This is a genomic window from Bartonella callosciuri, assembly GCF_014203215.1.
GTDB lineage: Bacteria > Pseudomonadota > Alphaproteobacteria > Rhizobiales > Rhizobiaceae > Bartonella > Bartonella callosciuri.
The window spans coordinates 1-25,351 of the sequence record NZ_JACHIM010000004.1 but is presented as its reverse complement, the minus strand read 5'-3'; the positions used below and the strand labels follow the sequence as shown (position 1 = coordinate 25,351).

General features: G+C 38.4%; 17 protein-coding genes, 2 pseudogenes and 2 riboswitches. Of the genes and pseudogenes, 10 read left to right on the top strand and 9 right to left on the bottom strand.

All coding sequences use genetic code 11. The features are described 5' to 3' along the window. Positions 1-6: 6 nt before the first annotated feature. Positions 7-825, bottom strand: a complete 819-nt coding sequence (locus HNQ69_RS04730; RefSeq protein ID WP_183228926.1) for a MetQ/NlpA family ABC transporter substrate-binding protein — start codon at positions 823-825, stop codon at positions 7-9. A gap of 519 nt (positions 826-1,344) precedes the next feature. On the opposite strand from HNQ69_RS04730, the gene HNQ69_RS04725 reads away from it, so the two are divergent. Beyond that, complete coding sequence (locus HNQ69_RS04725; protein ID WP_183228925.1) at positions 1,345-1,971, top strand: SH3 domain-containing protein; 627 nt, start codon at positions 1,345-1,347, stop codon at positions 1,969-1,971. Positions 1,972-2,050: 79 nt separating this feature from the next. Here HNQ69_RS04725 and HNQ69_RS04720 read toward each other — a convergent pair whose 3' ends face one another. The 3 genes from HNQ69_RS04720 to HNQ69_RS04710 form a co-directional block, all read right to left on the bottom strand. After that, positions 2,051-3,082 (bottom strand): aspartate-semialdehyde dehydrogenase, encoded by a 1,032-nt coding sequence (locus HNQ69_RS04720; protein ID WP_183228924.1) that lies wholly within the window; start codon positions 3,080-3,082, stop codon positions 2,051-2,053. 2,461 nt (positions 3,083-5,543) lie between these two features. Next, the gene (locus tag HNQ69_RS04715; protein ID WP_183228923.1) at positions 5,544-5,750 is read right to left on the bottom strand and encodes a Trm112 family protein; all 207 of its coding nucleotides are present in this window, start codon (positions 5,748-5,750) and stop codon (positions 5,544-5,546) included. Between the two features lie 14 nt (positions 5,751-5,764). Further along, positions 5,765-6,427, bottom strand: a complete 663-nt coding sequence (locus HNQ69_RS04710; protein WP_183228922.1) for an LON peptidase substrate-binding domain-containing protein — start codon at positions 6,425-6,427, stop codon at positions 5,765-5,767. A gap of 465 nt (positions 6,428-6,892) precedes the next feature. Continuing rightward, positions 6,893-6,992: riboswitch (glycine riboswitch) on the top strand. Further along, positions 6,993-7,084, top strand: a riboswitch (glycine riboswitch). Between the two features lie 47 nt (positions 7,085-7,131). Between HNQ69_RS04710 and gcvT the strand changes: the two genes are divergently transcribed. From gcvT to gcvP, 3 genes are read left to right on the top strand one after another with little or no spacing between them, the layout of a single operon-like run. Further along, a complete protein-coding gene (gene gcvT, locus HNQ69_RS04705; protein ID WP_183228921.1) occupies positions 7,132-8,250 on the top strand; it encodes a glycine cleavage system aminomethyltransferase GcvT in 1,119 nt (372 codons plus the stop codon). Positions 8,251-8,255: 5 nt separating this feature from the next. Then, the gene (gcvH, locus tag HNQ69_RS04700; RefSeq protein ID WP_183228920.1) at positions 8,256-8,624 is read left to right on the top strand and encodes a glycine cleavage system protein GcvH; all 369 of its coding nucleotides are present in this window, start codon (positions 8,256-8,258) and stop codon (positions 8,622-8,624) included. A gap of 5 nt (positions 8,625-8,629) precedes the next feature. Further along, positions 8,630-11,425 carry an aminomethyl-transferring glycine dehydrogenase gene (gcvP, locus tag HNQ69_RS04695; RefSeq protein ID WP_183228919.1) on the top strand — a complete coding sequence of 932 codons (2,796 nt, stop codon included), beginning with the start codon at positions 8,630-8,632 and terminating at the stop codon, positions 11,423-11,425. A gap of 1,323 nt (positions 11,426-12,748) precedes the next feature. Here the strand turns inward: gcvP and alr are convergent. Continuing rightward, positions 12,749-13,867, bottom strand: coding sequence for an alanine racemase (gene alr / locus HNQ69_RS04690; protein ID WP_183228918.1), 1,119 nt, complete (start codon positions 13,865-13,867; stop codon positions 12,749-12,751). 690 nt (positions 13,868-14,557) lie between these two features. On the opposite strand from alr, the gene HNQ69_RS04685 reads away from it, so the two are divergent. The 3 genes and pseudogenes from HNQ69_RS04685 (at position 14,558) to HNQ69_RS04675 (ending at position 15,805) form a co-directional block, all read left to right on the top strand. Next, on the top strand, positions 14,558-15,388 hold the full coding sequence (locus HNQ69_RS04685) for a ferredoxin--NADP reductase (RefSeq protein WP_183228917.1): 831 nt from the start codon (positions 14,558-14,560) through the stop codon (positions 15,386-15,388). Positions 15,389-15,424: 36 nt separating this feature from the next. Then, positions 15,425-15,598: pseudogene (locus HNQ69_RS04680) on the top strand (ferredoxin--NADP reductase); the annotation flags it as partial. Between the two features lie 18 nt (positions 15,599-15,616). Continuing rightward, on the top strand, positions 15,617-15,805 hold the full coding sequence (locus HNQ69_RS04675) for a ferredoxin reductase domain-containing protein (RefSeq protein WP_425486675.1): 189 nt from the start codon (positions 15,617-15,619) through the stop codon (positions 15,803-15,805). Here HNQ69_RS04675 and eda read toward each other — a convergent pair. Continuing rightward, positions 15,778-16,446 (bottom strand): annotated as a pseudogene (gene eda / locus HNQ69_RS04670) (bifunctional 4-hydroxy-2-oxoglutarate aldolase/2-dehydro-3-deoxy-phosphogluconate aldolase). The gene HNQ69_RS04675 and the pseudogene eda overlap by 28 nt on opposite strands. A 114-nt stretch (positions 16,447-16,560) precedes the next feature. Here eda and trhO point away from each other — a divergent pair. The 3 genes from trhO (at position 16,561) to HNQ69_RS04655 (ending at position 20,329) form a co-directional block, all read left to right on the top strand. Next, positions 16,561-17,469 (top strand): oxygen-dependent tRNA uridine(34) hydroxylase TrhO, encoded by a 909-nt coding sequence (gene trhO / locus HNQ69_RS04665; protein ID WP_183228916.1) that lies wholly within the window; start codon positions 16,561-16,563, stop codon positions 17,467-17,469. A 1,098-nt stretch (positions 17,470-18,567) separates the two neighbouring features. Next, the gene (locus HNQ69_RS04660; RefSeq protein WP_183228915.1) at positions 18,568-19,701 is read left to right on the top strand and encodes a type III PLP-dependent enzyme; all 1,134 of its coding nucleotides are present in this window, start codon (positions 18,568-18,570) and stop codon (positions 19,699-19,701) included. Positions 19,702-19,744: 43 nt separating this feature from the next. After that, entirely contained in the window at positions 19,745-20,329 is a 585-nt protein-coding gene (locus tag HNQ69_RS04655; RefSeq protein ID WP_183228914.1) for a GNAT family N-acetyltransferase, read from the top strand. Positions 20,330-21,539: 1,210 nt separating this feature from the next. Here the strand turns inward: HNQ69_RS04655 and HNQ69_RS04650 are convergent. From HNQ69_RS04650 to HNQ69_RS04640, 3 genes are all read right to left on the bottom strand, one after another. Continuing rightward, positions 21,540-23,111 (bottom strand): DHA2 family efflux MFS transporter permease subunit, encoded by a 1,572-nt coding sequence (locus tag HNQ69_RS04650; RefSeq protein WP_183228913.1) that lies wholly within the window; start codon positions 23,109-23,111, stop codon positions 21,540-21,542. A gap of 20 nt (positions 23,112-23,131) precedes the next feature. Beyond that, complete coding sequence (locus HNQ69_RS04645; RefSeq protein ID WP_183228912.1) at positions 23,132-24,226, bottom strand: HlyD family secretion protein; 1,095 nt, start codon at positions 24,224-24,226, stop codon at positions 23,132-23,134. A 166-nt stretch (positions 24,227-24,392) separates the two neighbouring features. Next, complete coding sequence (locus HNQ69_RS04640; RefSeq protein WP_183228911.1) at positions 24,393-24,785, bottom strand: Fur family transcriptional regulator; 393 nt, start codon at positions 24,783-24,785, stop codon at positions 24,393-24,395. Between the last annotated feature and the right edge of the window lie 566 nt (positions 24,786-25,351).

Sequence of the window (25,351 nt, the reverse complement as noted above, 5' to 3'; positions counted from 1 at the left end):
GCACAATTACCAAGATGTTTGGGCTGTTTGCCCGAAAATTTCTTTGATTTTTGCACGGACAGGTTCACTATTGTAAGCCGCCACTAATTTTTTGATCCACGGCTCATCTTTTTCGGCAGTACGTACGACGATGATATTATTATAAGGATTATTTTCAGCCTTTTCCCATGCGACTACATCTTGCTGTAAGTTTAATCCAGAGACCAAAGCCCAATTCGTGTTTATAATTGCGATATCAAAATCATCGACTGCTCGCCCTAACATACCAGCATCTAATTCACGAATTTGCAAATTTTTAGGGTTTTCAAGAATATCAAGTGGAGATGCGAGAATATCATGAGGATCTTTTAATTTAATGAGGCCAAGAGAATTGAGGAGAAGCAAGGCTCTTCCTCCATTTGATGGATCGTTAGGAATGCCAACATGTGCTCCATCGCGCAGTTCTTTTAATTCTTTGATTTTGTGAGAATAGACACCAATTGGAGTAATAAACGTAGATCCTACAATTGAAAGTTCGTAACCACGTTGTTCGATTTGATTATTAAGATAAGGTGCGTGCTGAAAAGCGTTCGCATCAATCTCTCCTGCATGAACAGCATCGTTAGGCAGAGTGTAATCAGAAAAATAAACAAGTTCAATATCTAAACCAGCTTTTTTAGCTTGTTCAGCTGCAATTTTCCAAATGGTTGCTTCGTATCCTTCCATAACGCCGAGTTTGATTGTTGATTTGTCTGATGCCATAGAAAAGGCAATGGAGAATAAAAGTGCCAAAAGAGAAAAGAGGAAACTGATAGTGGTACTTCGAGATAATTTCTTTAATGTCATATGCTTTTGTCTTTCTTTTTCTTTTCCAAAAGATTTTTTGAGAGAAAATTCAATATACTCTGTACTGGTTTAGGGAGGTTGAGAGTATAGAAGCTTCATAGAATATTCAATCATTTTTATTTTAAAAAATAATCTTATTTTTTTCTAATACTGTAAGCATTCTTTGCAGAAAATATAATGAGTGAGCAGTACTTCTCCAAAGTTTAGGCAATAAATTCTTTTATCGCAATCATTGGTTTTGGGAACTAATGGCAATTTCAAAACTTCTTTATGTGACGCTTGGCTGAATGGCAAAGTGATCCGATTATGTTTTTGAAAGTTGTAAATTCATAGAGAGAATATTGCGCAATCAAAACAATAGGCCGTGCGCATAGGACGGTAGAAAATAAAAGAGAATTTTTCTCGAGATGTAGTGGATCTTTGAAGGCAACAAAGAATTGATCACTGCATGGCTTAAATGCGGCAGATTTTTGCAAAGACGAATATTTTGCCATTTCAGACCCTGGAGAGGAAAAAATAATGTTTAAAAGGAATTTTTTATCAACCACAATGACTTTGTTAACTTTGGCTGGTGTAGGACTGGGAATAACTGCTTCTTATGCGGCTGTTGGGACGGTTGCTCACGTTGCATCGGGTCGGGCGGTTTTACGCACCGGTCCAGCGAAAGCTTACACAGTTATTGCAACCGTTCCAACTGGAGAAAAAGTACAAATTAATGGCTGTCTCTCCAATAAATCTTGGTGTTCACTTCGTTATAATGGAAGAGTTGGTTGGGCGTCGGCGCGTTATTTAAATGCCAACCATGTTCCTACGATCTTTTTTGCAGATACGCGCGTGAAGCAAAATTCTGTGATAAAAGCACCCAAGGAAAAAGCAAAACATGTTGTTTCTCGTTTTAAAAATCTTAAGGTGCCACAAAAGACACGGAAAAACGTCCAGAAAATGTATAGAACAGACTTGCTTATTGATTCTACAGGTGTAAAAGGAAGGGGCGAGCGAACAATTTTTAATCCATCACAAAAAGCGCGTGGCGTCTCTGTAAAGCATGTAACTGCTTATAATCCTTTCTTTTCTGAAGACGTTAATTTCAGAAATTTTGAACGTAATGAAACACGTTATCGTATTGTGACATATCCTGCTCCATAAAAGTAAAGCAAGCGCGTTGTTCTTAGGAAAATGGGAAAGTACGGCAGCATAAAGCATTTCTTGCTTTATACTGCCTTTTTTAGTTTGCTGATTTAGGAGTTATTAAATTACGAGAAATGAGTAATTCAGCAATTTGAACGGCATTCAATGCTGCTCCCTTTCTTAAATTGTCCGCGACAATCCAGAAAGCTAAGCCATTTTCAACAGTGATATCTTCACGAACACGGCTAATAAAGGTAGCATCCTCACCAGTGCTTTCATAGGGCGTTATATAGCCGCCATCCTCGTGTTTATCGATAACCTGGCAGCCAGGCGCATCGCGTAGAAGTGTCTGCGCTTCGTGAGCGGTTATTGGTTTTTCAAATTCAACATGAATGGCTTCAGCATGACCAATAAAGACAGGAACACGAACGGCTGTGGCTGTTAATTTGATTTTAGGGTCAAGAATTTTCTTCGTCTCAACCGTCATTTTCCATTCTTCTTTCGTATAACCATCTTCCATGAAAACATCAATGTGGGGAATGACATTAAAGGCAATGCGTTTGGTAAATTTTTTTGATGTGATTGGATCTGCAACAAAAACCGCCCGCGATTGTTCAAAGAGTTCATCCATCCCTTCTTTACCAGCTCCAGAAACCGACTGATAAGTGGATATAACAACACGTTTAATGATTGCTGCATCATGGAGAGGTTTTAACGCTAAGACAAGTTGGATTGTTGAACAATTAGGGTTTGCTATAATATTTTGCTTGGAAAATTCATCAATGGCGTCCGGATTCACTTCAGGCACAATCAACGGAACATTGGCATTATAACGCCAAGTGGATGAATTGTCGATCACCACACAACCGGCCGCAGCGATTTTAGGGGCATATTCTTTGGAAATCCTTCCTCCTGCAGACATTAGGCAAAGATCAGTATCAGAAAAATCATAAGTATCAAGTGCTTTTACTTTTAATGTTTTGTCACCATAAGAAACATTTTGCCCTAATGAGCGTCGTGATGCCAAAGGAACCACTACATGAACAGGGAAACCACGCTCTTCTAAAATTGTGAGCATTTCACGACCAACGTTTCCAGTTGCGCCGACAATTGCAACTTTAAAACTCATTTTCTCATACTCCTATCCCTCTCCCTCTCCATTTTTCTTTCCCGGGCTATACTCAGGAGAAGGCGCATGGGTCAAGGAATATTTAAGTATATTATAGATTTTTTATAGGTTTAATTTTTGTACACAGGTTCAATTTGTGCACGTTAATTATAACTCATAGCACATAAATTGGCTTATTTCGAATGTATCGTCCTTCTGGATCTTTGAGAGCTAAAAAAATCTTGCCTATTTATGCTAAGCTGTATGAAAATACCCAATAGGTTGATGAAGTGAATTGTTTATCTTATATTAATTTGTGTCCTTTGAAATGTTTAAACTTTGCAATGACTGCATTATGCATTGCGTTTGAAAAATTTTGTGTTTCATAATGATAGGTATTTTTTTATGTAGGGATAAGCCTGCGCCATCGTTGTATTTGCCAGCTTCTAATGTTGCTGCAGCTCTTAGCTCTTGTCTTGAGACTCCTCACAAGAGGGCATTTTAGTTCTTTCAAATGATTTTTATCTTCACACCGAGCCCACGTTTAACGTATAAGAAAAGTTTTATGTTTGATTTATCATGAACAGATTTGAAATGAGAGGATCTTCCTGTATTCGAGGATCTCATGTAATCGACAAGACAATAAATTATATCAATATAATATTATATACGTTTTTATGAAGGTTACACCGCTGTTTTTTCAGTATCAGTTCCGCTTTTTTCTTTGGGATTCGCCTTCTGAATAAGCCTTTTCCATATTATAAAGGAATTCATTTAAAAAACGTTCACGCAATTAAAAAACGTTCACGCAATTCATAACAATAAGAGGGTGTTTTCATTTTAATCAGAAATTAGTTGTAAGATTGCTCTCTGTTTTTCGGGTTTAAGCACTCTGAAATTTTTAAAAAGCAGATATTCTGCTTTGCTCAATATTCTGTCACCATGACGGTTTAGAATCTCTTCTTTTGTTGAGATATCGGTGTAAAATAAGGAAATAGGAACATTTAGTCTATCGGTAATTTCCTGCAAGCATCCTGTGCTCCCGTGATTCAATCCTTTCTCATACTTTTGAATTTTTTGAAACGTTACACCTAAGTAATTGCCTAATTGTTTTTTGAGAAAGCCCTATGTTGTTTCTTTTAAAGTGAATTTTTTTGCCCATAGAAATACATTAAAATATGGATTTTTGACTTGCACTCTGAAAGGTTCCCCAGCCAGTAGCAAGCGCCTTCACATTGCTATTCCGGGGTCTTGAAGGGCTGAAACCGAGTCAGCCTCTTGTTTTTAATGCTTATAGCACTTGGACATAACAAAACCCCCGGAAATTTCGAGACATCCGTCAAGCGGGTTCATTTTCATACTCGGTTTTAGAGCTTCCAGTCTCTATTGATCGCTGCGTATACGACCAAATTACAGGCTCATTCGTAGGGCGATTTCCTTAAATCGTCAACCATAACTAAGACAAGTTTGCTTGTTGGTCTTTCTTAAATTGAAGTGCAACCGTTAGAACGTGTCTTCCTGTTTTGATGGGACTTTGGTCAATTTCTCTCCATTTTTTCTGATTAAAAAATGATTTTTGAAGCAAACGGATCATTGCACTTTTACCTCCAAAAAAATCTTGCAAAGCAAGATATTTTTAGAAGCACATAAAATGCGTTTTTAACAAATTCGAAAATATCAAGCAGTGAAAAAAGAGGTAGGTCTAAGCATAGAGGTCTTTTTAGTTTATGAAAGTTATGAATGCTGGATTTTGGTTTTAAAAGGAAGACGTTTCAGATTTTTAATGTGTGGTTTTATTGATTTGCTCTGGAAGTTTTCGATTAGGCTTTTAATTTTTTCCGTCTATAATTTGTCTCTCACCCTCCGGTGTAATTTCTGGCATTAACAGAAGTACCGTCTCTTTAAAATCATCGTTTGGAGTATGTGTTTAAGGAGAGTATGGGAGCCTAAAGTTTTTCTTTCAATTTGATTTTAAATAGGTGGGAGGGATGTGCTCTCATTGTCTATGAGATATTTTTTTAGATCTCTTTTTAGTTTATCATTTTCAAAAATATTACGCTATTTTAGGGACGATATAGGAAAAAAAGCTATTGATAATCTTTCTTGTTTTGTTGTCGATTTTATATCATTTTCTCTCTATAAATTAACTCTATATGCGTATCAATGTCATCATTACTTGTTACACTGTAAATTATAACAATTTGATTTTATTTATTTTTGTATGTTCTTTTGTATAAAGAATGGGGTTATATGTTGTCTTCCGAATTAAAATAGCTTGAGAAAGAATAAATGTGCTTCTAATGAACCATCTCAGAGTAGGTGCAACATTATGTGTGCGTAAATAGAATAATGGTGCCGACTTGTTACGGAGCGTCTTTTCTGAAACAAAAAAATATTAAAAAATTGATTCAACAAAAGAGATCATATTGATGGAAAAGTGATTGATAATAATACGCGACAGAAAAGATTGAATGAAGATTTCTTATTTTTTATGGACTGTTTTTTCATGGTTCTGCAAAGGACGGGCTTCGGAGGCCAGCATAATAGGAACGCCATCACGAATAGGATAGGCAAGTTTTGCTTTGAGTGAGATTAATTCTTGGGTCTTTCGGTTCAAAGAGAGTGTTCCTCCTGTGATTGGGCAGACGAGCAATTCGAGCATTTTAGGATCAGTGGTCATTTTTTTCATATTTTAACATTCATTTAGTTTAAATGATAATTTGCCCCTGTTTGTTTCATGAGTGAACGTTCAGTTAAAGCAAGAAGGGTTTGAGCGCGGCTTCCAATATCTGGAGCTTCTAACAGTGCTTGTTTTTCTGCCGGTGTGAAGGGGATAAGGGCTGAAAAAGCATTAACCAGTAGAGGGGTAGGTGCTTGTATGATACTGCTCCAATTATATTCCATTTCATGTATAGTGAGATACTTTTCAACAATGTTGAGTAGGTTTTCTCGATTAATGTTTTCTGCAATGTCGGGTTCTTGTAAGTCTTTTATGTTTGATTGGATGAGAGCGGTTCGGTAGGGTTTTGTATTCACAAGTTCCTGTTCTAAGGTGAAACGGCAGACGCCTTGTAATATAATGAAAAGCTTACCATTTCCTGTTTCATTGTAGTTTGTAATACGCCCTATACAGCCTATTTTGTAAAGTTGTGTGCAGAATTGGTCTGTCTCTGATGAAAGTGGTTGAATGATGCCTAATAAACGATTGGATACCATAACATTTTCAACCATTTCAAGTGCTTCTGGTTCAAAAATGTTGAGCGATAAAAAACCACCTGGCAGTAAAAGTGCTCCTTCTAGAGGGAAAAGAGCAATTTGCTTTGGTAGATCATTTTCACAATTGTAATGGATATTGCCAGCTTTCATAGATATTTTTTAGCCTTTGTTCAATGAAGTTCTGTATGTAAATAGCCGCAATTTATGACACTATTTAGGGACGAAAATTTTAGAGAGGACAAATTAACTTTTTGTGCGTTAAGGTATATTTTATAAAAGAGCTGAAATCTTTCCTCTTAAAAGACGGGAAACTCCTTGGTTTAAGGGTGGACTGTGCAAGAGGGATATTGCTTTGTGATCATTTTTTGAGTGCACGAAATTTTGTATTTTTTCACGTCGTGTTTTTGTTTATGGCTTTTGCAATTTTTTCTCCTTGATCTCCTCGAGCACGGCCATTTACGATTTTCATAATGCTCAAAGGGCTATCATTATAGGTCTTTTAAGACAGTTTATGCAAGTTTTAAAATTAGAGCATTCTCATTACTTTACTAATGACAGCGTGATAAAGATAGGCTATAGGTCGAAATATGTCGGAAAGAACGTTGTTGTTTCTTTCATTCTTTTGCGGGAGAGTGCAGATTGCAAACTTTCGCACCTGCCGCCGAAGGGGAAAATAGCCCATAATCTCTCAGGCTCTAAGGACCGTAAGAGAAAAAGGCAGATCTGGAAAGTCGGAAAGCTCCGCGCCGAAGGTGTAAGCGAAAGATCTTTTCGCGAGTCTCTCAGGTTTGTGACAGAAGGGTGCAGAGACGGCCATATTGTGTGGGCGTTATTAGCATAGCTTTGGAGATATTATGGGTACATCACAAGAATTTGAGACATCTTCTCTAAAAATATTGCCTTTACATGAGTTGCATGAAAAAGCAGGCGCAAAATTTGGTGCTTTTGCGGGTTGGCGAATGCCTTTGACTTATCCTCTTGGTGTTTTGAAAGAGCATCTTCATACGCGTGCGCATGCGGGTCTTTTTGATATTTCTCATATGAAATTGATTGCTGTTGAGGGGCCACAAGCAGTGGAATTTTTATCTTATGCTTTTCCTGTTGATGCAGCACTTCTAAAGATTGGTCAATCACGGTATAATTATTTGCTTAATGAGCAGGCTGGTATTATTGATGATTTGATCCTTACCCGTTTGGCAGAATGCCGTTTTATGCTAGTGGCCAATGCCGGTAATGCACAGGTGGATTTTGCAGAACTTCAGAAACGTGCCCTTGGTTTTGAATGTCAAATTATTGCTCTTGATAGGGTCTTGCTTGCTCTTCAAGGTCCTCAAGCCGCAGCTGTTATAACTGATGCCGGGCTACCTGGTAATGAGCTGTTGTTTATGCAAGGATTCGAACCAAAAAAAGATTGGTTTATAACGCGTTCTGGTTATACAGGAGAAGATGGTTTTGAAATTGCTCTTTCTCCAGAGCAAGCACAGGCATTGGCTGAAAAATTGCTGTGTGATTCTCGTGTTGAATGGGTTGGTCTTGCAGCACGTGACAGTCTCCGGTTGGAAGCAGGGCTGTGTTTGCATGGCAATGATATTACGCCTGATACGACGCCCATTGAGGCTGTGCTAACATGGGCGGTGCCAAAAAATGTTCGAGAAAAAGCGCAATTTTATGGGGCAAAGGCTTTTCTTGAAGCTCTTGAGAAAGGACCTTCTCGTTGTCGTGTTGGGTTAAAACCGCAAACGCGCCAACCTATTCGTGCGGGTGCACTACTTCTCGATGATGAGGGCAATCAGATTGGGGTGGTAACGTCAGGTGGCTTTGGTCCTTCTTTTGATGGTCCTGTAGCGATGGGTTACGTTCCTGTTGGTTGGAAAGCTGAGGGAACGGAAGTTTTTACAGAACTGCGTGGCAAAAAGATTGCACTGTCTGTTCATTCACTTCCTTTTGTTGAACAACGTTATTTTAAAGGATAATTTTAATGTCTAAAACTTATTTTACGCAAGATCACGAATGGCTTCGTGTTGAAGGGCAAGTGGTTACCGTTGGGATCACCAATTATGCTCAAGAGCAGTTAGGGGATTTGGTTTTTGTTGATTTGCCACAAAGTGGAACGCGACTTTCCAAGGGAGATGCTGCTGCTGTTGTAGAATCAGTAAAAGCAGCTTCAGATGTTTATGCACCTCTTGATGGTGAGGTGGTTGAAATGAATGAAGCTTTGGCCAATAATCCTGAATTGGTAAATCAGAAAGCCGAAAAAGAAGGTTGGCTATGGAAAATGATATTGCAGGATGCAACGCAACTGGAAGGTTTGCTGGATGAGGCTGCTTACAAAGCACTGATTGGGTGAGTGCTATGCAGGAACGTCATTTTTTTTCTCGCCATATCGGGCTTCGTCCCGATGAAACACAAAAAATGCTGGATGTTTTGGGGCTTGATTGTATTGATACACTCGTTTCTCAGGCTGTTCCGCACTCCATCCATTTGGAACGTTCACTTAATCTTCCAGGGGCAGTAAGTGAAGGGCAAGCCTTGGAAGAACTCTCCAAGATGATGGCGCGTAATCATGTGCACAAAAGTTTCATTGGGCAGGGGTACCATGGAACCTATGTCCCACCCGTTATTTTGCGAAATCTTTTTGAAAATCCAGCCTGGTATACAGCTTACACACCTTATCAGGCAGAAATTAGCCAAGGGCGTTTAGAACTTTTGTTTTATTTTCAGACATTGGTTAGTGAACTCACTGGTTTACCTGTTGCTGCTGCTTCACTTCTTGATGAAGCAACCGCTTTAGCTGAAGCTCATGCGGTGGCTGTACGCTTCGCGCGTGAAAAAAAAACAAAGATTTCTCTTCAGAGTCTTTTGCATCCTCAGACTTTGAGTGTTGCACAAACGCGTGCTGAAACACAAGGTATTCAAATTAGTCAGAATGGTGAAATTTGTTCTGATACAGCTGCGATTGTTTTGTCTTGGCCTGATACAAAAGGCTCTTTTCATGATTATAGTGAAGTCATTAAGGAGGCAAAGGCAAAGGGAGCCGTGGTGATCGTTGTTGCAGATCCTTTAGCACTTACTCTTATGGAAGCACCAGCAAAATGGGGCGCTGATATTGTTGTTGGCTCTATGCAGCGTTATGGAGTTCCGATGGGGTTTGGTGGTCCTCATGCTGGTTATCTTGCGGTCAGTGATGCGCTAACACGCCTTATTCCAGGACGCATTGTTGGTCAATCCGTCGATACTAAAGGGCGTGTGGGTTTTCGTTTAGCATTGCAAACACGGGAACAGCATATTCGGCGTGATAAAGCGACATCCAATATTTGTACAGCACAGGCTTTGTTAGCAAATATGGCAACAGCTTATGCCGTTTGGCATGGTCCGCAAGGCTTGCAGGAAATTGCTCAGAGGATTCATCACCTAACATGCCGTTTTGTGGCTGGTTTAGAGGCAGCAGGTATTCCTTGTGAAGGGGAGTCCTTTTTTGATTGTGTCAGTATTGTTGTTCGGGGAAGAGCTCAGGAAATTGCACGCCAAGCTAGGGCAGGTGGGCGTCTTGTCCGTGTTCTCGATGATGACAGAATTGCGATTAATTTTGATGAATTGTCAACACAAGAAGATGCTTGTGCTTTAGCTCAGCTTTTGGGTGCACAATTAGTTGATCAAGTTTCTCCACGGCTTTGGGGAAAAAAGCGTGATGCTGCTTTTCTTTCGCAATCCTTTTTTCATGCGGTTCATTCAGAAACGGATATGATGCGCTTTTTACGTCGTTTGTCGGATAAGGATTTAGCATTAGATCGGGCAATGATTCCGCTTGGTTCTTGTACAATGAAGCTTAATGCGGCAGCTGAGTTGATGCCTGTGAGTTGGCCTATGGTCGCCAATATGCATCCCTTTGTGCCTCAAGAGGATGCCGCAGGTTATTTGGAAATGATCAATCAACTCAATGCATGGTTGTGTGAAATTACAGGATTTGCGCAAATTTCTTTTCAGCCAAACTCTGGTGCTCAAGGGGAATATGCGGGGCTTTTAGCAATCCGTTTATATCACCAATCGCGGGGAGAACATCAACGCACACTTTGTCTTATTCCTGCCTCTGCGCATGGTACCAATCCAGCTTCAGCGCATATGGCGGGGATGGAGGTTGTTGTGGTGAAGTGTTTGAATGATGGTAATGTTGATATCGATGATCTCAAAATGAAAGCACAATTGTATAAGGATCGCTTAGCAGCTCTCATGATTACCTATCCTTCAACCCATGGTGTTTATGAAGAAAGTATTAAAGATATTTGCTCTTTTATCCATGAAAATGGGGGACAAGTTTATTTTGATGGTGCTAATTTGAATGCGCTTGTTGGGCTTGCTCGTCCGGCAGATATTGGGGCAGATGTTTGTCATATGAATCTTCATAAAACCTTTGCCATTCCCCATGGTGGTGGTGGTCCTGGTATGGGACCGATTGGAGTAGCAGAGCATCTCATGCCATTTTTGCCAGGGCATGAACAAGAGGGGACAACACATGCAGTTTCAGCCGCTCCTTATGGAAGTGCATCTATTCTTGTCATTACGTGGATGTATATTCGAATGATGGGCGCTGATGGCTTGAAATATGCAACGCAAACAGCAATTTTGAATGCCAATTATATTGCTGCGCGTCTTTCACAGGTTTATTCCATTCTTTATCGAGGTAAACATGGACGTGTTGCTCACGAATGTATTGTCGATACGCGTGTCTTGAAAGAACAGTATGGCGTAAGTGTTGATGATATCGCCAAGCGTTTAATTGATTACGGATTTCATGCACCGACGATTTCTTTTCCTGTTCCTGGAACTTTGATGATTGAGCCCACGGAATCAGAGCCAAAAGCAGAAATTGATCGTTTTTGTGATGCTTTGCTCTCGATTGCGCAAGAAGCCAAAAAAGTTGGTACAGGTGTTTGGCCAAAAGATGATAACCCTTTAGTAAATGCACCGCATACATTGGTCGATACGGTAGATGATGCTTGGGTACGACCTTATTCGCGGCAAGAAGCTGCTTTCCCTAATTGCTTTCTTGATCCAGCAAATAAATATTGGCCTCCTGTTTCTCGGATTGATAATGTTGCGGGAGACAGAACGCTCATTTGTTCTTGCCCACCATTAGGCAACACCTATTAAATTTATTTGTTTGCATTGATGGAAAAAGCTCACACAAACTGTGTGGGCTTTTTGAATCACTTTCTGATCCATTGAGTCATAAAGTTATTGGCATATTTTCTGGAATTTTGAATAGTTATTTCATAGGATGATTTAGGGAAATAAAAAAATGCGTACAGAGCATTGATAAAAAGGATTGCTTTGTAGAAGTCCATTTAAAAGTTCTGTTTCCGAGTTTATTATAAGACTATAGAATCCATAAACATTAAAAATATTAATAAAATCAATTTGTTATTTATTATAGTTGAGGGGCAGGGGCTATGGGATTCGTCTCTCTCACCCTGCTTTTAGAGTCCATAAGATCATTCGCGGGCATGTGCTTTCTTCGGTAATGTGATTGATAGAGGTTATGCTATTTTTATTGGTGATATTCTTAACGGATTGATCGTTTTTTCTATTTTTCTCTTTCATATTTTCATAAATAATATTGGTAAATAGGTTATAAGGGGAGGATGTTATTTTCATTACTTTCTTTAAAATTATATCGTGTTATTTGTTATGGAAAGGTGTGTTAGAAGAATAAAGTCGCTTAAATTTTTAGTGTTTTCATTTGTTTCTTACGTTGTTGGAAAGTTCAAAGAGAGAGAGTGTTGTTGATTACCATTGAAGATTATTGTTGCTAGAATGTATACAAACTAAGGCTTGCATATTTTCGTTTTATCAAATTCTTTTAATGTAAAATTATAGTTTCTGTACATGTACCACACCATAATTGAGAGATTAATATTACAGCATATTGATTTTTAAAGATTATTTATAGTTGTTCTCTGTTGAATGAAAGGGCCGAATTCAGTCATTTTTCTCTCTCTTTTTCAGAATAAAAAACGTTTTCTTGTATGTTATAAGAGGGATGAGTGTGGGAATAAAATCGTTTAAAAAAGAACCAAATATACCCCTTATGAACCGTTTTCATACAAAAGTGGATGTCTTATTGAGGGCTGGGAAATATTCATGATTACGCTGGCTTCTACCTTAATAGCAGCAATCAATTCTAAAGAAAGATTGAGTGGTCTAATTTCCCCATGTCAATTTTTGGAGAGGAAGGTTTTGGGCAAAGTTTTATGATCTTGGAAAATGAGCTTCAAGAGAGCTGGAAATCAATAATCTATCTGATCAGATGAGATCTCTATCGATGTGCGAGAACAGTATTATAGCAATATTGTGCGGTTAGCACGTATTCTGTTTTTGGATGTTGGAAGATCTTTTTTGCAAGGCTTGCTCATAAGAGCATTTTCTAGGAGTGATGTTTTCCTTTTTTTATTATCGTTTATAATGTGTAATAATTTAAATGTAAATGCGTTTACAGCGGTTTCCTAAAGAAGTCAGAATTTCATGAGGAATGGTGTTGGCATCTGTAGAAACTTTTTCAAGGGTTTGATGTGTTCCAATGAGTTCTATCCAATCGCCTCTTTGCGGTTTTTTATCAAGATCGGTGGCGTCAACGGTGATGCAATCCATAGAAATGCGTCCAACAATGGGAAGCTTATGTCCGTTGAAGTAAACGGTACCTTTATTAGAAAGAGCGCGCAACCAACCATCCGCATAGCCGATGGAAATGGTTATAAGAGTGCTTGGTCTCTTGGTAATAAAGCTTCCTCCATAGCCGACGGGTACCTCTGCATCAATAAAGCGGCTTTGAATGACTTGGGCTTCAAGTTTTAAAACAGGTTTAAAAGGCGTTAGATGTTTTCCATGAGGATTAATACCATACAGTGCAATGCCTGGGCGAACAAGATCGAAATAAAAATCTGGACCGAGGAAAATACCTCCAGAATTGGCAAACGAGACTTTACAGGCAGGCAATTGTGCAAGGACAGACTTGAAAGTAGCTAATTGGGTATAATTGAATGAATGAGTGGCTTCATCTCCATTTGCAAGGTGACTGAGAATGTATTTTATTTCTGCTTTTTTGAAGATTGTAGGTTGTTTGATGAGTTTTTGTAACTCTTTTTTATCAAGCCCTAGTCGGTTCATATTGGTATCAATTTGAATAATTGCAGGAAATTTTTTATCCTTTTTTTGACAAAGTATTTGCCAGTCTTTGATAGAATTCCAAGAGTTCAGAACAGGGACAATTCCCGATTGTGCTACAAGTTCTTCTGCTGTGTGGGGAAGCCCATTCAAAAGAGCAATCATGGCATTGGGGGGCAAAATAGTTTTTAATTGGAATGCTTCTTCGATTTGGGCGACAAAGAAAGTGCGGCAACCAGCCTTATAAAGTGCAGGAGCAATTTTTTTAGCACCAAGTCCATAGGCATTTGATTTTACAACCGCTGAACATTCCGTTGGAGTAACACGTTTGGCTAAAATTTTATAATTTGCAACAATGGCACTTACATCGATGGTTGCTACAGTTGCATAAGGAAATAAGGCATTTGCTTCATGATTAACGGATTGGTTCATTTTTAAATTCTATCTGTGTTGATTAAGACACGAAGTTCCCTTTGATTATTATATATACACTATCGATGATAGGAAAGAAGATGCGAATATTGTTTATAATTTTTACAACCGTGAGCAGTTTGTACTGAGTTATACGCCATGATTGCAACCTTTTGATGTAAAATACTTCTTTTGTGATTTAATGAGTAGGATGATTCTTTTGTGTGTCTAGTGTCCATATTTGTGTGTCTAGTGTCTAATATATAATTGGTAGAAGCAATTCATTTATGGAAGCAATAAGTTTTTTTCTTTCTGTATTTTTGTAGTTAAGTCTATGTTAAAATTAGAGGTTTATCATGATTGGAGTGTTGTTTAGAGAGTGCAATGTGTGCCAATCATAAAGGTTTTTCGTTATTTTGAGGTTATTATTTGTGGGTGTTTTGAAGTTAAGAATAGATGTTATGGAGACAAAATACATTCTTAAATTATATGCTGTTAAAGGTGGTGTTGAACGTACTTTTCATCAGATGTGTTCATGCTTATTGCTATAATATGTTTTTATTCTAGTTTATTTATTGAGTTAGTTTTTATGCTAAAGCGTTAATTGCATGGTTTATGTCTTAAGAGAAATATTGGCAGATGATTGCGTAAGTATTATATGATTTTTGAAGTTTGAGTCCATATTTAGTACAGAGATTAAGGAAGGGTTTTATGAATACGTCTGCCACAAAATTTCAGTCAAATATCAGCAGCATTGTGTCAGATTTCCCGATTCCTGAAAATGTGTTTGCACTCACTGTTCAGGAAGTTTATCATTATACAGATCGTTTGTTTAAATTTCGTCTGAATCGTCCGGAAAGTTTTCGTTTTCGTTCAGGTGAATTTGTTATGATTGGTTTGCCAAATGCAGAAAAGCCAATTTACCGCGCGTATTCGATCGCAAGTCCATTTTGGGATGAACAGCTTGAGTTTTTTTCAATCAAAGTTCCAGGGGGGCCTTTAACTGAACATCTCCAAAAAATTAAAGTTGGTGATACAGTTCTCATGCGTAAGAAATCTACCGGAACATTGGTTCTTGATGCTCTTATCCCTGGAAAGCGTCTTTATCTTCTTTCAACAGGGACGGGAGTTGCTCCCTTTGCAAGTCTTATTCGTGATCCTGAAACCTATGAAAAATTTTCAGAAGTGGTTCTTATTCAAACAACCCGCGAGCGGGATGAGCTTGCTTATGCAAAAGATCTTGTTGTCTCTCTGCAACAAGATCCTCTGATTGATGCGTATGCAAAACAGTTGAAATTTTATCCTATGACCACGCGTGAATCTTCCGAGCATATGGGGCGTATTACGACTGTTATGGAAAATGGTACTTTTTTTGAAACGACCGGCTTACCAAAAATTAATCCTGATGAAGATCGAGTCATGATTTGTGGCTCCATGGCAATGCTGAAGGATTGTGCAAGAATGTGTGAATCCTTTGGTCTTATTGAAGGTGCTAATAATGCACCAGCCACTTATGTTGTTGAGCGTGCTTTTGTGGGATAAAAGGGTGGTTCATGCTGTTTGCATGGAAAATGGTACTTTTTTGAAACGACCGGCTTACCAAAAATTAATCCTGATGAAGATCGAGTCATGATTTGTGGCTCCATGGTAAGCTGTAAGGCTTGTGCAAGAATGTGCGAATCCTTTGGTCTTATTGAAGGTGCTAATAATGCACCAGCCACTTATGTTGTTGAGCATGCTTTTGTGGGATAAAAGGGTGGTTCATGCTGTTTGCATGGAAAATGGTACTTTTTTGAAACGATCGGCTTACCAAAAATTAATCCTGATGAAGATCGGGTTATAATTTGTGGCTCCATGGTAAGCTGTAAGACTTGTGCAAGAATGTGCGAATCCTTTGGTCTTATTGAAGGTGCTAATAATGCACCAGCCACTTATGTTGTTGAGCGTGCTTTTGGCTGATGAGAGGATAGCTGTGCTGCTGCATGTGCAATGCGCTGATCGCATCCAATCGCAAGCCGCAATAAGTTGTTTGGAGGCTATCCAAGAGCCTCCAACACAGAAGGCGTTGGAAAGCTGGAGCCATTGAGCTGCATTTTTTTGCGTAATACCGCCTGTTGGGCAAAACCGAATTTTAGAGAAGGGGGATGCTAGGGCTTGCATGAAGCGAACACCTCCCGCCACTTCAGCAGGAAAAAATTTAAAATATGAATAACCTTTATTCCATGCTTGCATTACTTCACTTCACTTGGTGTAATCACACCAGGAAGAAGGAGGACCTCACTGTTTTTTGCACAATCAATCAATTTATTTGATAATCCAGGACTTATGATAAACTTTGCTCCTGCGCGTTCAGCTTTTTCATAGTGTATAGTATTGAGAATTGTACCTGCGCCAACAATTGATCAGGCACTTCTTTATAATTGTTTTTATTGCATCGTATGCATTTGGTGTTCGCAATTTGATTTCAATTGTTTTCAATCCACCTTTGACAAGAGAGCACGTGCTAAGGTTATCGCACTTTGTATATCATCGATGCGTAAAATGGGTATGACGGTTTGGTCCTGTAGAAGTGATAAAAGGTGATCGACTTTTTGGGACATTGCATGCTTTCTTCAGGAGATAATATTGTGAGTATGGTTTGATTAAGCACAATATGTTAAAGAGCAGATGAATAGATCTTGAAATTAAGTAAAATGCACGTTATGGCAAGACTTATGAAAAAGAATTTTAGAGTTGCTGCACTTTATTGCTTCGCCGATTTGAAGCATTACCGTCAATTACAAAAACCTTTGCGGGATTTATGTGAAGCAAAGGATATCAAAGGTACCTTGCTCTTAGCACAAGAGGGCATTAATGGAACTGTTGCTGGGTCTTATGCTGCGATTGAAACATTAGTGGATTTTATTACAGCTGAACCAGTATTTCAAACACCAGAGATTAAATATTCATGGGCATCAAAAATGCCTTTTAATCGCATAAAAGTGCGGTTGAAAAAAGAGATTGTAACAATGGGAGTTGAAGGTGTTGATCCGTTAAAGATTGTCGGTACTTATGTAGAGCCGGAAGATTGGAATGCACTTATTCAAGATGAAGAGACAATTTTAATTGATACGCGTAATGATTATGAATATGCGCTTGGGAGTTTTCAAGGAGCGATTGATCCGCGTATTAAAACATTCCGTGAATTTCCTGCGTGGGTACACAAGCATGAAGCTGATTTAAAAAAGAAAAAGAAGATTGCTATGTTTTGTACAGGCGGTATTCGGTGTGAAAAATCAACAGCTTATGTTCGTGAACTTGGCTATGAAAAGGTCTACCATTTAAAAGGTGGGATTCTGAAATATTTGGAAACCATTCCACAAGAAGAAAGTTTATGGTGGGGCGAGTGCTTTGTTTTTGATGAGCGTGTTTCTGTGAAACATGGTCTTGAAGAATGTGGGCGTGAATTATGTCGCGCATGTCGTTCACCTCTTAATGCTGAAAGTAAATTATCACCTCATTATGAGGCAGGCGTTTCATGTGATGCTTGTTATGGTACGCGCGGTGATGCTGATAGGCAGCGTTTTCGTGAACGTCATAGGCAATTCCAATTATCAAAATTGCGTGCAATTCATTCTCATTAAGAGTCATAAAGCTATTGTATTTTAAAGCTTAAAATTTTAGCTTTTTCTCTTGTTTAGAGAGGAACGTTTTCGGGATTTGTGGACAATGTTTTGTAAGATTTGGTATTGTCCGATCTTTTGGATAGTATGCGAAACTAACCTATTGATTTACCATTATAAATAATCATTATCTCTTTTAAATCGTATTGTATTGGGTTTATTTCAACATTTTTAATTCTGGATCAGTAAAAATGGTTCAGTAATTAGTCTAATAGAGGAAATAAGCATAGAGAGATGTGTGAATTGAAAATCAGTTTGAGAATGAATGAAATAGGGGATTAATAGCCATGTAAATGGAAGAGCAGATGCAATATTAGAGAAAGTAAATCTATTAGCTTATAACTTTATAGACATAAATGTAATTGGAATGCATAAGCTTGAGTTATATTTTCTAGAGTGTGTTAGGAAATGGGGTTAGGAATCTCAAACAAAAAAATGCTTTTTAAAATACTGTTGTGAATTAGCACCACAATAATGTGGGGGATGAAGATTGTTACTCCCTTAAAAGAGAAAAGTGCCTTATCTGCTTAAAAAACTGTTACTTTTTTGCATCATCTTGTTTTTAAAAATTAAAAAATGTTTAAAATAAAAAAAATGATTGAAATGAATAGGGATTCGCTTTATATGGATCCTTGCCCAAAGTCGCACGTGCCTGTGGGTGTCCACTGGTTCTCAAATGGTGAGATTAACCGGTACGGTACCTGGAACTAGCCGCTCCAGTCATTCTTACGGCCAACCGAAAGAGTGAGGACATCTTGAAGCAACGACGGTGCGGGCCTTTCTGGTGTCTTCCAGCTGTCCAAATGCTGGGATAACTATAGAGGCACACCTCATTGCCTTCAGTGCGGAAGTGGTTTTCTCAACTCCAATCAAAAAGGCAGACAAAATAATGCAACGCGGTTCGCGCGCTGTTTTTTCGCTGCATGCAATGCTAATTTCTGATTATTTGAATAATCAGAAAGAGGGATGGTGGTTGTATGTGTTTTGTCCTTTGACTATTGGCGGCTCTATGCTGCCCAGGTGTAGAGTGGGGGAGTTTTCCTCCAGGGAGAATTACAAATGGCAACACAACGTATCCGTGATTTCCTTGCAACACATTGTTCTGAAGGTCCATGCTTAGTTGTTGACCTTGATGTTGTTCGTGAAAATTATTTAAATTTTGAAAAAGCTCTTCCACAATCTCGTATTTTCTATGCGATAAAGGCAAATCCAGCTCCTGAGATTTTACGCTTGCTTGTTTCTTTGGGCTCATCTTTTGATGCGGCTTCTGTTGCAGAAATTGAAATGGCTTTAAAAGCCGGGGCAACGTGTGATCGTATTTCTTTTGGGAATACTATTAAAAAGGAGCGTGATATTGCGCGTGCCTATGCATTTGGTATTTCGCTTTATGCAGTTGATTGTATTGAAGAAGTTGAAAAAATTGCACGCGTTGCTCCAGGAGCTCGGGTTTTTTGCCGGGTTCTTACTGATGGAAAAGGCGCTGAGTGGCCATTGTCACGTAAGTTTGGTTGTCTTCCTGCTATGGCGGTTGATGTGTTACGTCGGGCACATCAATTAGGCTTGCAAGCCTATGGTGTTTCTTTTCATGTAGGGTCTCAGCAGACAGACCTTAGCGCATGGGATCGTGCTTTATCAGATGCGGCTGCAGTTTTTAGAAATTTGGAGCAAGAGGGGATTTCGTTGAAAATGGTTAATATGGGGGGTGGATTTCCAACCCGTTACTTGAAAGATATTCCTACAGAGCAAGCTTATGGTACAGCTGTTTTTGATTCCTTGAAAAAATATTTTGGTAATCGTATTCCTGAAACGATTATTGAGCCAGGGCGTGGAATGGTTGGTAATGCTGGTGTTATTCGTACAGAAGTTGTTCTTATATCCAAAAAAGCAGACAATGATAATGTACGATGGGTTTATCTTGATGTTGGAAAATTTAATGGTCTTGCGGAGACTATGGATGAAGCAATTCGTTATCCTATCGAGACGCCTCATGACGATAAGGCAATGGAGCCTTGCATTTTAGCGGGTCCAACGTGCGATTCAGCAGATGTTCTTTATGAAAAGACACCTTACCTTTTACCTTTATCTCTTACGATAGGGGATGAATTGTTGATTCATGGAACTGGTGCTTACACCGCAACTTATGCATCTGTTGCCTTTAATGGTTTTGAGCCTTTGCGATCCTATGTGATCTAAATCTTTTTTATAATGACAAAGGATGTAGGAGGCATGTGACAACATGAATATAATTAATTTTCAAACAAAAGATGGTGCGCTTTTTACACTTGCATGTGAGAAAGAGGCTGATAAACCTTACCGGGAACACTTGCTGGATTTAGCTTTGGGGAAAGGGCGTAAGCGTAAGTCGTCAGAAGCTTTACGTCGTGGCCGGTTGGCTGCGTGTGGGTTATCCTTTGTCGTTAAAAATGTATTTGGAGAGCTTGTGGGGAGTGTCCGTCTTTGGCATGTTCGGTTTAGCAAAGGGCAAAATGGTATACAGCATGCTTTGCTTTTGGGACCTTTGGCTGTTTCAGCTGAATATTCCGGTATGGGGATAGGATCTGTTCTTGTGCAGCATGCAATTGAAACAGCAAAAAAGCTGGGATATGGCGCTATTTTACTTGTGGGTGATTCTGAGTTTTATCAGCGTTTTGGTTTTTCAAGCAGTTTAACAAAAAATTTAGCAATGCCCGGTCCTTATGAAAAACACCGTTTTCAAGCGTTGGAATTAATACCAGAATATCTTTCCGCATGTCATGGCACGTTGGTCCCTAGTGGAGAACGAAAAGATTTGAGTCATTTGCAGCATCATAAAGTGGCTTAAGGGGCTTATTTATTTTTCAACAGTTTGGTATTGTGGGCGGGTCACTTTTATTTCTGCAAGATATTTTTATGAGATACAAAGTTTTAGGTTAGTCTATTGTGTAGCACGCTTTTTCTTTTACATGCATTTTTTATTTTTGATAACTTCAATTAATTTATTAAGAATACTTGCTGTTTATACTGTTTTAAAATGCATTTAGCAAAATCATTGATATTCTCTTTTTTTGATATTTTTTTTCAGAGTTTTCTCAGTTGGTTTCTGTAAAAAAACCTAATGAGAAGCCAAGATTTAGGGTGAAAAGCAGCAGAAGCTCTATAAAGCTGTAATAGTTGTATACTTCATAAATTACAGGCTAAAGAGAGCGGTTTTTTATGATTATGAATATTTACTATAAACCATTTGAATAAGTTTTTGCTTTTGGATTTTATGAATCGAAAATGCCTGTCTCTTAATAAGAAAATGGGCACTTAAGCGTATCCTTTGCTAAAGCATTTTCTGGTGTACGCAATAGGAAAATATGAGCTTTTAATGCTTGAACAGTTATGTGAATGCACATCCTGACAATGCGAGGGAGGCTGCTGTGCTTAACAGTTGTGATCCAGCGATCATAGAAAAGGGTATAAGTGCTGAGCAATAATAATACATTGGTTAATTCTATGGTTATGTTTAGATAGATAAACACTTTGAGAGTTTTTGCATCACTTGAGCGCGTGTTGAAAGAGCCACAAGTTGTGAGAAAGGCTTTTAGTGTGTGATCAAAGCTTTAGATGTCAGATTCTTTAGAGTTGAGTAAAACAATAAATGTACATGTTCAAGAACAGTTATTGATTGCAAATAAGAATGCTTTCACAATGTCTTTTGTGCTTAAAGAAAGGCGTAAACATTATTCCAATATTTTTCTTTTGTCGTCGGATTGGGAGTGAAAAAATCTAAGAACAATAATCACTCTATCTATACAGTGTAGAAATTTTAAAAGTGCTTAGAGAAGATAAAAACTTTTTTTCTAATTTAAATTATACAATTACGGGCTTATGTAAGGGTAATTCTTGAAAGTGGGCTTCTCGCATTCAATAAGAGTTTTGTCAAAAATAATCGCTCAGTATAAAATGCTGTATCATTTACATACTCTCTCTATAGAAGATAAAATAAGGACAGAGAAAAGTGCTTCATTAAAGATAAAGAATATTACTCGACTTTTATCAGGTTAAGCTCAGTGAACTGAAATGTCATCGGTAAGTGGTGGTATTTTTTTTAGAAAGATAGTCATGAATGTCAAGATACTAAAGATGATGGTTATTATAAAGAAAATGTCACTAAAAGCCATAACTGTTGCTTGTATGCGCGCCATCTTAAAAAGCTGAAAAAGAGCAAGAGTGTGGGGATCAAAAGTTGCAGTTTTAAAGTACAGAGCGAGGCTTGAAAGCATTTCAGTTGCTTGGTTATTTCCGTATTGGACAGTTTCGGCTATTCGTGCATAATGCAGATCTGTGCGTTTTGTAATAAGTGTACTGATAATAGCCAGTCCCACGGCACCACCAAGATTACGTGTGAGATTAAAAAGTCCAGAGGCATTTTGTATTTGCTCTTTCGGAAGCACTCCGAGGGCGATATTACTAACAGGGACCATACATAACATAACAGATGCACCACGGAAAACTTGAGGCCAAAAGAGCTCCCAAAAACCCCAGTTGTCTGTGATAGAGCTCGCCAACCAGGTTCCTAATGCGAAGCCAAAAAGTCCTATCGCCATCATCAAACGTGCATCAATTCGTGCTGAAAGAAATCCGGCAAGAGGTGCGGTTAATAACATAACGAATCCTGAAAGGAATAAAGTTTCTCCTATCATGAGAGCATCATAATGGCGGATTTGACTCAAATAGATAGGATAAATATATGTGAGTCCATAAATGCCTATTCCAAGCATAAAGGAAAAAACTGCTGCGGTTGAAAAATTAAAATTGGAAAAAGCTGAAAGATCAACAATTGGTTCCTCTGCAGTAAAAGCGCGCCAGAAGAATAAGGAGGCAGACAAGATCATAACAATGAACAAGTTTAGAATCAGATTATCATTTAGCCAATCATGACGGGCTCCTTCTTCTAAAATATACTCTAATGTTCCTAAAAAGGTTGCCATAGAAATAAGTCCTAGCCAGTCAAATTTAGCCATTAAAGAAAGGTTAGCTTTGTCAAAATCAATCAATTTCCAAGCGAGAATTGAGATAATAATTCCGCAAGGTACATTGATGAGAAAGAGCCAGTGCCATGATAACATATTACAGAGATAGCCTCCTACTGTTGGACCAATAGTGGGTGCTAACGTTGCTACCAGTCCAACGATGGGGGTAACAATTGGTTGCTTAGAAGGGGGAAAAAGGACATAGGAAGCAGCAAAAACATTAGGAATAATACCTCCACCGATAAAACCTTGGAGTGCACGGTATACAATCATCTCTTCAATTGAAGTTGCTGTTGCACAAAGAACAGATGTAATTGTAAACCCGATAGCTGATAGGCTAAAGAAAACGCGTGTTGAAAGCAATCGCCCCAAAAACCCAGAAAGGGGCAACATGATGACTTCAGCGATAAGATAGGAAGTTTGAACCCACGAAATTTCTTCAGAGCTTGCTGAAAGACCAGCCTGAATTTCAGCTAAAGAGGAGGATACGATTTGAATGTCCAAAATAGCCATGAACATGCCAAAAGCCATAGCAATGAAAACCACGATTTTGTGGATTTCTATGCGCTCTTGAGAATGTGTAGACTTTGGCATGGGAGATGTCATAGTGAGATCATTTTCTTTTGTTATAGGAAGTTTTTATCTTGCGGTTTTGTCCGTGTATCAATTTCTACAGCAACACTCATTCCCGCTCGGATATGTCCGGTTTTTAAGGCTTCTTCTGGAATAGAGATACGGACAGGAATGCGTTGGACAATTTTAGTGAAGTTGCCAGTAGCATTTTGTGGGGGTAAGAGAGAAAAAACAGCTCCTGTTGCAGGTGCAATAGAAAGCACTGTTCCTGTAAACACATCTTTTTTATAGGCATCCACAGTAATATAAGCCGTTTGTCCAACATGAATATTTTTTAACTGTGTTTCTTTATAATTTGCTTCAATATAAAGTGCATGGAGGGGGACTAATGCTGCAAGACGTTGGCCATTCATAACAAAATCCCCGGTTTTAGCTGTTAAATTTCCAATAATTCCATCAAAGGGGGCCCGTATAATAGTTGAGTCAAGGTCACGTTGTGCTTTGTCACGTGTGAGTTCTAAACTCTTTGTTTGGCTTTCTGTTTCACGTCGTTGCGCTTCTAACACTTGGATATTCGCACGGGCTGCGGCTATTTGTGCATCTGCGCGGTTAATATTAGCAATGGCTTGTTCATAAGCTGATTTGGCATCATCAACATCCGATTGAGGGGCGTAATGATTAGTTTTAAGTTCTGTAGTGCGTTTTAAGGTTAGTTTTGCATTGGTTGCTATGGCTGAAGCGGCAGCTTTTTGTGCTTGCGCATCGTCTAAAGCACTGTGGGCAGCTATAATTTGTGCATCAATACGTAAAAGAGTTTTTTGTTGTGTGTCGAGACGAGCTTCTGTCTGTTTCAAGGCTATTTGATAATCACCATTGTCTAAGCAGAATAAGATATCATCTTTTTTTACAGTTTGATTTGCTTTAATCGCAATTTTCTCTATATATCCGTTTAATTTAGGAGCAATAGCCGCTATATCTCCTTGTATATAGGCATCTTCAGTGGCAAGCATATAACGCCATTGTGTTATCCGTTTATAGCCGAACCAAAGCACAGAAAGCACAAGAACGATAAAAAAGGCACTGATAATTTTTTTTTGTTTCGTTCCATTGAAATATTTGGTTGAAACAATTGTCTCAGGTATGAACATGGCTTTGTACTTTCAATATGTCTCAATGAGTAAAATATGCTCATCGTTATAGAATGGAACTCTGGGGATACAAGGGCGATAGAGGTTTTTTTAAGCAGTGAGTTAAATGGTAACACATAATGGTAACACATAACGTTAAACATCCAAACTTGCAAGTATAGAGATATTACTTTGTTGCGCACTTTTTACAAGTGCCTCGTATTTCTAAAGTGCTTTTCTGTGCTTGGAAATCAACTGCCTGAACCATTTGTTTAAGGTTGGATAAAATAGTTTGGTTTTGTATTTCATTTACTTTGCCACAGTTTTCGCAAATGATGAAAGTTGTGAGGTCGTGATGACAATTTTCAGGGTGTAAACAAACCATAAAAGCATTTACACTTTCAAGACGATGAATACACTTTAATTGTACAAGTTTTTCTAATGCACGATAAACTTGGAGAGGTGCACGAAACCCTTCTTCGCGTAACTGGTCAAGAATCGCGTAAGCACTTAAAGGTCCTTGTGCATTCTTTAAAGCATTCAGAACCAATGTTTGGTTACGCGTGAGTTTAAATGACATTGAAACCTTCCTTTTGCTCAATAAAGAAGCATAGAGCGTACGTGGTATTTGTGCAATGGTGAATATAGAATATGCGCGCTCTCTTTGGAATGTAGTTTTTATGGATTCTCAAAACACGTTACATTTTTTAAGTGTATTCTTCATGTCCACAACTTATAGAAGCATATTTATTTTATAGTTAAGACAGAAAAATGATATTGACTCTTAGTGTGAAAGGGTTCTATATAGCGGGGAGTGACGAGGGCAGTTTCTGCTTGCGATGGTAGGTTTTGTCGTTAGTTTTGTCCTTGTTTTTGACTTAATGATTTATCATATATGTGAGCGGGTAATTTAGCTTTTTAGTTTATGACTTGCGCTTTTTAGTGTATGGTGTTTTTGTTTTTTTAACGGTTTTTTTAAAGACTGTTTGTTCTTTGACAAGAGAAGAAAGAAGAAAGAGAAACGTGGGCGGCATAGTCTGCAGAAGTCTTAAATTTTATTTAAGATTTCACAAAGAATATGGCGGCACGTTTTTCAAGAGAAGATGTTAATACCGGATCTAAGCTTATATTTTGTAAGGTATTTTT